This is a genomic window from Pedobacter sp. (genome assembly GCF_045627485.1).
Taxonomy (GTDB): Bacteria; Bacteroidota; Bacteroidia; order Sphingobacteriales; family Sphingobacteriaceae; genus Pedobacter.
Map to the genome: position 1 here is coordinate 1 of NZ_JAZQNU010000041.1, position 8,597 is coordinate 8,597.

At 39.0% G+C, this 8,597-nt stretch carries 12 protein-coding genes and 1 other RNA gene; 8 read left to right on the forward strand and 5 right to left on the reverse strand.

Annotation, left to right across the window (positions count from 1 at the left end; all coding sequences use genetic code 11):
* Positions 1-217 precede the first annotated feature (217 nt).
* The 4 genes from ACR2F3_RS03170 to ACR2F3_RS03185 all read right to left on the reverse strand — a co-directional run bounded on the left by ACR2F3_RS03170 (position 218) and on the right by ACR2F3_RS03185 (position 3,196).
* Positions 218-1,621 (reverse strand): sigma-54-dependent transcriptional regulator, encoded by a 1,404-nt coding sequence (locus ACR2F3_RS03170; RefSeq protein ID WP_432708532.1) that lies wholly within the window; start codon positions 1,619-1,621, stop codon positions 218-220.
* Positions 1,622-1,688: 67 nt separating this feature from the next.
* An RNA gene (gene rnpB / locus ACR2F3_RS03175) (RNase P RNA component class A) lies at positions 1,689-2,092 on the reverse strand.
* A 24-nt stretch (positions 2,093-2,116) separates the two neighbouring features.
* Positions 2,117-2,539 (reverse strand): c-type cytochrome, encoded by a 423-nt coding sequence (locus ACR2F3_RS03180; RefSeq protein ID WP_432708533.1) that lies wholly within the window; start codon positions 2,537-2,539, stop codon positions 2,117-2,119.
* A gap of 3 nt (positions 2,540-2,542) precedes the next feature.
* A complete protein-coding gene (locus tag ACR2F3_RS03185) occupies positions 2,543-3,196 on the reverse strand; it encodes an SCO family protein (RefSeq protein WP_432708534.1) in 654 nt (217 codons plus the stop codon).
* A 99-nt stretch (positions 3,197-3,295) separates the two neighbouring features.
* Here ACR2F3_RS03185 and ACR2F3_RS03190 point away from each other — a divergent pair, with 99 nt between their 5' ends.
* The 3 genes from ACR2F3_RS03190 (at position 3,296) to ACR2F3_RS03200 (ending at position 5,342) form a co-directional block, all read left to right on the forward strand.
* Entirely contained in the window at positions 3,296-4,300 is a 1,005-nt protein-coding gene (locus tag ACR2F3_RS03190; RefSeq protein WP_432708535.1) for a beta-ketoacyl-ACP synthase III, read from the forward strand.
* Positions 4,301-4,425: 125 nt separating this feature from the next.
* Positions 4,426-5,010 (forward strand): DUF4142 domain-containing protein, encoded by a 585-nt coding sequence (locus tag ACR2F3_RS03195; RefSeq protein ID WP_432708536.1) that lies wholly within the window; start codon positions 4,426-4,428, stop codon positions 5,008-5,010.
* Between the two features lie 62 nt (positions 5,011-5,072).
* On the forward strand, positions 5,073-5,342 hold the full coding sequence (locus ACR2F3_RS03200; protein ID WP_432708537.1) for a hypothetical protein: 270 nt from the start codon (positions 5,073-5,075) through the stop codon (positions 5,340-5,342).
* On the opposite strand, the gene ACR2F3_RS03205 is transcribed toward ACR2F3_RS03200, so the two are convergent.
* Positions 5,335-5,829, reverse strand: a complete 495-nt coding sequence (locus ACR2F3_RS03205; RefSeq protein ID WP_432708538.1) for a DUF4268 domain-containing protein — start codon at positions 5,827-5,829, stop codon at positions 5,335-5,337. The genes ACR2F3_RS03200 and ACR2F3_RS03205 overlap by 8 nt on opposite strands.
* 88 nt (positions 5,830-5,917) lie before the next feature.
* On the opposite strand from ACR2F3_RS03205, the gene ACR2F3_RS03210 reads away from it, so the two are divergent.
* From ACR2F3_RS03210 to ACR2F3_RS03230, 5 genes are all read left to right on the forward strand, one after another.
* The gene (locus ACR2F3_RS03210; protein ID WP_432708539.1) at positions 5,918-6,283 is read left to right on the forward strand and encodes a hypothetical protein; all 366 of its coding nucleotides are present in this window, start codon (positions 5,918-5,920) and stop codon (positions 6,281-6,283) included.
* A gap of 98 nt (positions 6,284-6,381) precedes the next feature.
* Complete coding sequence (locus ACR2F3_RS03215; RefSeq protein WP_432708540.1) at positions 6,382-6,912, forward strand: ferritin; 531 nt, start codon at positions 6,382-6,384, stop codon at positions 6,910-6,912.
* Between the two features lie 309 nt (positions 6,913-7,221).
* The gene (locus tag ACR2F3_RS03220; protein WP_432708541.1) at positions 7,222-7,416 is read left to right on the forward strand and encodes a hypothetical protein; all 195 of its coding nucleotides are present in this window, start codon (positions 7,222-7,224) and stop codon (positions 7,414-7,416) included.
* 295 nt (positions 7,417-7,711) lie between these two features.
* On the forward strand, positions 7,712-7,933 hold the full coding sequence (locus ACR2F3_RS03225; protein WP_432708542.1) for a hypothetical protein: 222 nt from the start codon (positions 7,712-7,714) through the stop codon (positions 7,931-7,933).
* Between the two features lie 9 nt (positions 7,934-7,942).
* Positions 7,943-8,597, forward strand: a 655-nt coding sequence (locus ACR2F3_RS03230) for a glycosyltransferase family 1 protein (protein ID WP_432708543.1), incomplete at its 3' end; no start/stop codon positions are given.

An 8,597-nucleotide genomic window follows, 5' to 3' on the forward strand; every position in this document is an offset into this window, starting at 1 on the left:
AGCCAAAGATATATAATGGACCTACCAAGGCCCTATGAAAGCTCACCTATAGATATCGTAATTATTAGGTAATAGTAAGTTGACGAAAATCCCAAGGCCATCTATGTGCAACAAACAAATAATTGAATTAAGCACAGCTCACAAATTAAAATGCATAAAAAAACCTGCTCTGGAAAAAGCAGGTTTTTTATTTTTTAAGGTAATATTTCTTTTGAAATTATTCTACAGTTCTTTTTAAACCGAATTTTTCTATTTTACTGTAAAGATGGCTCCTTTGGATATCTATGTCATCAGCGGTTTTAGATACATTCCAGTTGTGTTTTTCCAGTTTAAATTTAATGAACTCCCGTTCAGCATAATCTTTATAATCCTGGAAATTGGTAAACTTTTCATAATCTAAACCCGGAGCGGAAGCGCTAGGGGCAAGCTGGCTGGCATGTGCCGCGCCAATGTTTGTACCACCACCTGGGTTGGCAAATGCAGCAACATCATGCTCGGTAATTACTTTATCACTTAAAATAATTAAACGCTCAATCATATTGTGCAGCTCACGCACATTACCTGTCCATGGCAAGCGCTGTAAGGCTATTACGCCGGCATCACTGATCTTCTTCACAGGCATGCCATAATCCTTACAAATCTCTTCTAAAAAGTTTTGAGCAATGACAGGGATATCTTCAATACGTTCCGTTAAATGGGGAACGTGGATGTTGATGACATTTAAACGGTGGTATAAATCCATTCTGAAGTTGCCGTCTTCAATCTCTTTTAACAAGTCTTTGTTGGTTGCGGCAATGACCCTTACGTTAACTTCAAATTCTTTCTCGCCACCTACACGGGTAATTTTATGTTCCTGCAGCGCACGGAGTACTTTTGCCTGTGCAGAAAGACTCATGTCGCCAATTTCATCCAGAAATAAAGTTCCACCATTAGCCAGCTCAAATTTACCAATACGTTGTTTTACGGCAGAGGTAAATGATCCTTTTTCGTGTCCAAAAAGTTCGCTTTCAATTAGTTCTGAAGGGATGGCGGCACAGTTAACCTCAATAAGAGGGTTGTCGGCACGGTGACTTTTTTCATGCAGCCATCTTGCTACCAATTCTTTACCACTACCGTTAGCGCCAGTTACTAAAACACGGGCTTCAGTAGGGGCAACACGTTCAATAGTTTCTTTAATTTTATTGATCACCTCAGATGCACCAAGGATGTTTCTTGTTTTGCTTGCTTTTCTTTTGAGAACCTTAGTTTCCGTTACTAAATTTCCACGGTCTAAAGCATTCCTTACGGTAATTAACAGGCGATTTAAATCAGGTGGTTTAGAAATAAAATCGAAAGCACCTTTTTTACTGGCTTCAATTGCGGTCTCCACCGTTCCGTGGCCAGAGATCATGATAAAAGGAAGGTCAGGACTATAAGCAAGGGCTTGTTCTAAAACCTCCATGCCGTCCATACGGTTCATTTTGATGTCGCAGAGTACGAGATCATATTTTTTCTTTTTAATCAGTTCTAATCCTTGAACGCCATTATCAATATCATCAACCTCATAGTTTTCGTATTCTAAGATCTCCCTTAAGGTGCTTCTTATCGCCCGCTCGTCATCAATTATTAATAATTTTGCCATAGGTTGTACTAAATATTTTATATGAGGATACTAAGATATTACTATTTACTAATATTTCAGAAAAATTAAAAAATGTAAGCCTATAAGCCGGGTTCTGTATCTCCTTGCGGAGTTTCTATCATTAATCTACTATAAATGTTGCCATTTATCTCTAACGACCTACCCACTAACATCGGACGGGCAGCCCTACATGCGTTAGCCTATTTGGTCTTTCAACTCCCGGGGTTTACCAACACTCCGGTCGCCCGGAGTATTCGTGAGCTCTTACCTCACGATTTCAACCTTACCTGTGCAAAAGCCATCGGCGGTGTATTTTCTGTGGCACTTTCCATAATTTAGGATTGAATCCCAAACCTCTTCCCGTTAGGAAGCGAGATGCCCTGTGTTGCCCGGACTTTCCTCTTCCTGCTTATCTTTACCATTGAGCAAGTCAATATAAATAAAACAGTAAGCGATAGATCGGCTTGCATTTTTTTCAAAGATAGCAAAAAAGACCTATTTGAAATTTTTTAAGTCGGAAGCTACCTGTTCGGTCGTATACATTCCCTGGTTATTTCCGAAGGTGTTGGTGATGTATACGATTAACTGTGCAATGTCAATATCGGCCATGTTATCTTCGGCAGGCATCTTTTCGTCGTAAACTATGCCGCCTACTGTAATGGGGCCTTCCAGGCCGTATTTAATATACCCCGCCAGTTGTTTTTTATTTTCTTTTAAAAAAACAGTATCAGTAAGTGGAGGGGCCAGTTCACCAAGGCCTTCACCTTTTGCTCCATGGCAGTTCTGGCAATGCGCAATATAAATATCGCGGCCATTTACATAATAACGGTCTTGTTCCAGTTGCTGTGCTGATTGACAGGAATAGATGATACAAGCCACTATGGTTGTAAATATGCCAATTATTAGATTTCTGCGCATGTTCTACTTTTTGTATTCTGCTAACAGAACAGGTAAGTCTTTTAGCAATTGTGCTACAGCAGCATCGTCGGTGCCTTCATAAGCGCCTCTGATTCTTTTATCTTTATCTACTAAAATAAACCATCCCTGGTGAACATAGCCATCTTTATTGGTTGAATCTTCGCCGACAGCAACGAGATAGTCGTCGGCAATGCCGTAAACATCATCCTTTGGACCATATGCAAACTGCCAATTCTTGCCATCCACACCTAATTTTTGAGCATATTTTTTCAGTTTGGACGGGGTGTCATATTTGAAGTCTATGGTATGTGATAAAAACATCACATCCGGGTTTTCATGAAATTTATCATAAACAAGTTTCATGTTGCGATGCATAATAGGACAGATACTTGTGCAGGACGTAAAAAAGAAATCAGCAATATATATTTTATCCTTAAAATTTTCGTTTGTGATATTTACACTGTCCTGATTTAAAAAATTAAAGGCTGGAATAGTGTGGTAAACTGAGTCAATAGTAGTTGTGCCATCAGCTTGTTTTACAGTTTCAACATCTCTATTCCCATAAATAGGAAGTTTTTTATCGTTTTTACAGGAAGAAAGTAGAGTTATACTTGAGAAAAGAAAAAGCAGAAAAGCTAATGTATTAAAGTGTTTCATAATGATATGGACTAATTGCAAAGGTACATTTCATATAAAATAAAGTGTAACGTAGCTGTAAATTTTCTTAGTTTTGGCGTCAAGAATTTAATATAATTAATGAGAACAAGATATAATGCCGGGATTACCGCTCTTGGTGGATACGTACCTGACCATATTTTAACTAACCATGCTCTGGAAGAAATGGTGGATACAAATAGTGAATGGATCGTTTCACGCACCGGAATAAGAGAAAGACATATTGCTAAAGATAAAAACATTGCCACTTCAGACCTTGCCGTTATTGCGGTTGAGCGTTTATTAGCCAATTCTGGATTAGATAAAGATGCTGTGGAATGTGTTATTGTGGCCACCTCTACGCCAGATTACATCATGGTATCAACAGCAAGCGTAGTGTGTGAAAAAGCAGGCTTAACCAATGCCTGGGGAGTGGATTCGAATGCTGCCTGCAGTGGTTTTCTGTATGCCCTTACTTTGGGCGCTAGCTTAATTGAAAGCGGCCGTTATACCAATGTAATCGTAATTGGTGCAGACAAAAATAGTGCTATAATCAATTATGAAGATAGAAATACCTGCATTCTTTTTGGCGATGGCGCCGGGGCGGTATTGCTGGAACGAACCACAGAGGACTCCGGATTGATCGATAATGTATTCAGAACAGATGGAAGTGGAAAAGAGCAACTGATTGTTCAGGCCGGTGGATCCAAAAATCCATCGTCAGTTGAGACGGTAACGAACAAACTAAATTATATATCTCAGAATGGCCGCGTGGTTTTTAAGGCAGCTATCGAGGGAATGACCCAAACCTGCAAAGAAGTGTTCAAAAGAAACGACCTGGTTGCTGACGATATCAACTGGTTGGTACCACACCAGGCGAACCTAAGGATCATTCAATCGGTTGGAGATATTCTTGATATCCCAATTGAGCGTGTAAAGATCAATATTGACCGTTATGGTAACACTACAGCGGCAACAATTCCATTATGTTTATGGGATTATAAAAACGATTTCAAAGAAGGCGATAAATTGATTTTAACAGCATTCGGCGCCGGGTTCTCCTGGGGAGCATCGTATTTAGTCTGGGGTAAGTTACGAGAGCAATAGCCTGCATTTACCTTGTGTAGCCCTACACAAGGATGTTTACTGGAATACGCAATAAGGTTTTGGTGCCATTTAATTTAAACAAAGTGATTTTTAACTTGTTAAATTACAAACCAAAACCTTATGCTATGAAAAGTAAATTTATATTATCTGCACTCATTCTTAGTGCTTGTGTCTTTCAGGCCTGCAAGAATACGAACCGTACAAGTAATGACCCAGATTCGCTGTCCACCACTATGGTAGACTCCGCTGAAATGGCAAAGGCCGATTCAACGGGAATGCATAACATCGATACTGCTTCGTTTATTCAGAAAGCGGCAATTGGTGGCATGATGGAAGTGGAGCTAGGTAAACTTGCGCAAGAAAAAGCCAAAAATTCAAAAGTAAAAGAATTTGGTGCGATGATGGTTAAAGACCATACAAAAGTGAATGAGGAATTAAAAAAACTTGCGCAGAGTAGTGATGTGACCTTGGCAACCAGCTATCCTTTAAAATTAAAGGCACAAATAGAGGAATTGAAGATACTTACTGGCGATGCGTTTGATAAAGCATATATGAAGCTGATGGTGGAGGATCATGAAAAAACCATCGCACTCTTTAAAAATGCAGCAAAAAGTAGTGATGTAAATATCAGCAAGTTTGCAGCAAAAACACTTCCTTCCCTGGAAGCCCACAATAAAACTGCTAAAGGCATTCTGGCATCCTTAAAATAAAGTTGATCAGCATGATGTCTGTCACTGGCATCATGTTTGATTTTACCTTTAATTAAAAGATTATGGAACATGTAAAGCAACCGGGAGAGGCAGAAATACCTGATCCCAACCAACTACCTAAAGAGCCGATTACCAACAACGATGCTGAAGAATTCGAAAATCCGGCAGTGGATCCGGGTTTTGAACCGAGCGGCCCTATTGAAACAGAGGAAAAGGCCAACAAAGATGTTGAGCATGATGGCCCATTAACTGATGAAGAAGTTGCTGACGATGATGCGCTTAATTATAAGAACGATCGTGACGGCGGTGCCTACAACCCCAAGGTTATTTAAAAAGGTCAAAGCTATATTGGGCATCACTCCAAAATGCATCTAAGGCAATGATCCTTGGTTTAAAGAACGTGATCAGTGCTGGCCAATCTTGTTGTTTAAATATACTTGCATCTCGGGTTTCTTTGTAAATTCTGCTGATAGTTTTGTTATGCTCATTCTGTACATGCAATTGCCAATCCCATTCTTCTCCTAATGAGGTTTCCATTAACAGCTTAAACTCTTTAAACTGTTCAAATATTAACATTTGAATTCCTGGGTCGGGATGTGTCATTTCTATTGCAATGTAGGCAATTTGCTTATTTGCCTCCATTTTAAAACTAAGGTGTTTTAATCCTGTCTTATAATTTATCCAATTGATTTTTTGCCCCTCTGCAGAAAGGGAGAGTGACATATATTGGCCGAATGCGGTCCAAAAGGCTTGTTTAAGGGTTGATATTTGTTCTTTAGAATACAAGAGATTGAAAATTAGATCCAATAAGTTGTCCAAAAATAATGATTTAGCACGAATGAATTGTTTGCAGTTTAATTTGGATTAATTCCAAATAATAACAATCTTTGTTACAAATTACTACTTCATGCATAATTCAACGACAGCAATATCACCTTCTTTGGCCGAAGTATTTAGTACAAAAAACGGCAGTGTATACCAATCCGATGCGGAAAATTGCTGGTATATTGACTTTGGCGGAAAGGTGGCTCGATTTGATTACCGGTGCCTGCTTAAATTGAAAAAAGCGGTTGCTCACTTTGATGTGGCCAGTTTATTAATGAACAGTGAGCCTGCTGCCGATTTGGAGATCGTATTTATCTGTGCCTGCGATCATTTTTACATTTTGTCCATAATGGAAATTATTGCTTTCCAGGAGTTGCTCGACGGCACTTTTACCATGTTACATTTAAATCAAATATTACATGATTGCCTTTACCGTATCCCTGCTTAACTGTTATTAGACTCTTTCCATATTGCAAAGAACATTGGTTAATGTAATTTATAGCACTATTTTTGAGTTGTTAAGACATACAATTAAACTAAAAGGCTATGAAAGATATCATTCGTCATAAAAGCTTAATCTCTGCTGATGTAGAGATGCTTTTAAATCAACAGGTAAAAAAAGAAGCACACTCATCGTCAATATACCTTTCAATGGCTTCGTGGTGCGATCGTAATGGATTTGACAATTCAGCGGATTATTTCTTCAAGCAAGCTGAAGAAGAAAGAGCTCACCAACTTAAGTTCTTTAAATACATTCTGGATATGGGCGGGAATGCAGTCTCTCCTGAAGTAATGAATATTAAAGGTGAGTATAACTCGTTTCGTGAAGTATTTGAAGAAGCTTTAGAGCAGGAGATTAATATTACGCAATCAATAAAAAATATTGCTGCACGTTGCCATAAAGAGCAGGATTACATTACCGTAGAATTCTTGAACTGGTTCTTTAAAGAACAGAGAGAGGAAGAATATAAAGCGAGACGAGCACTGGAATTGTTTGACGTGATCGGTGAAGAAGGAACCGGCAGATGGCAAATAGATAAACATGTTGGTAGAATAAGTTATACCAGCGAAGATTAAACCACTAAACTGGTTTATTCGGGCTGCTGGTTTTAAATGCCAGCAGCTTTAAATTTAAATAACCAGACCTTGGGTAAACAATCAGATTCAGATAAAAAACATAGCAAAAAGGACGATAACAAAAAGAAAAAGAAAAAATCGTCCTGCTGTGAAAAATATAAGAAGGGCAAAAGGTGTAAAAACTGTCCGCTTGCCTAATCCTTGCCTAATATCCGCATACGGATAATTACGTTTTTTCCATTATTTTTCAAAACATTTTCTCTCGTCGTTTTTTTTAATGATTTATAAATCAATTAAAACACTTGTATTATGGAAAATAAAGAAAACCCGAAACATCATGTCGGAGACGAAAAGTTAGGCCATGAAGACCGAAAGGATAAAAAAGGAGACAAAAGTGATTTAAAGCTAAAGGGATTGGATGATAAACGGCCGTCTGATTCGAATTTAGAAAAAGGATGGTCGCCAGACTCAGATACGAGCAGAGGTCCGGAGGATTTAAAATAATATTAAACATTTAGAGCTGAAGCGGGGCAATTTTCCTGTCTTCAGCTTTTTAGTTAAGTAGTTTGCCGATCCAGGTAAAAACTACCTGTTCCAGAGTGCGTATATACACTTGATTTTCACAAAACCATTCGTTTCTTTAAACCTTTTCCTTTGGTAACTCCTTATTAGTAAACTTGTTTAACAATTAACGAACCGCCATTTCTTATTAACAAGTGGTGGTAGCAATGTGTACTGATAAAACAATTCGATCATGGAAAAATTAACAAATGAATCTATACCTTCAACATCAGGGCAAGTGTTCGATGGGAATAGTCATCCACGTAATCCGGTTCGCAATATCGATCCGAATCCACCAGGAGAAGAACTGGATGAAAATGAAATGGAAAATGGGTTTGATGCAGATCGAGACAACGGTGATGCAGAAAGCGAAGGAATGGGAGAGGATGAAGCAATGGATGAGGACGATGATGTAGAGGAGCTTGATATTGACGAAAGTACTGGGTACAGCGAGACTTAAATAATATTTATGTTAATTACGCTTAGCAGATCGAAACTACGTGTGTTTACCTGGCACATTCATGGTAGCTATCTCTTTTACCTGTCGCAGGGAAATTACGAACTTTTTATTCCAGTTAAGGAAGATAGATCGCCCGGTTATTATGGCCGGGGTGAAACCTTCCCATTCGGTGACAACGTCGTTGAAGTACCAGTCGATGAGGTTAAAACTATGGAGTTCGATCTGATCCTTTTTCAAACAGATGAAAACTATTTTGAAGACCAGTACGAAATCCTTTCAGAAAGTCAACGGAAGCTTCCCAGGGTTTACCTGGAACATGACCCACCGTGGGGTCATCCTACGGACAGTCGACATCCTTTGAAAGACCCAGATGTTATTTTGGTTCATGTAACAAATTTTAACCAGCTAATGTGGGATAACCACCACCTTACCGGCAGGGTCATTACACACGGTGTTACAATGCCCGAGTATACCTATACCGGTACGTTAAATCGTGGCCTGGTGGTGATAAATAATTTACCGACAAGAGGCAGACTGCTTGGTCTGGATATTTTTAACGAAGTCCGCAAGCATATTCCGTTAGACATTGTGGGCATGGGTGCAGAAGCATATGGTATAGGCGAAGTATTGCACCCTCAGCTGCCTGAATTCATGAGTCAATACC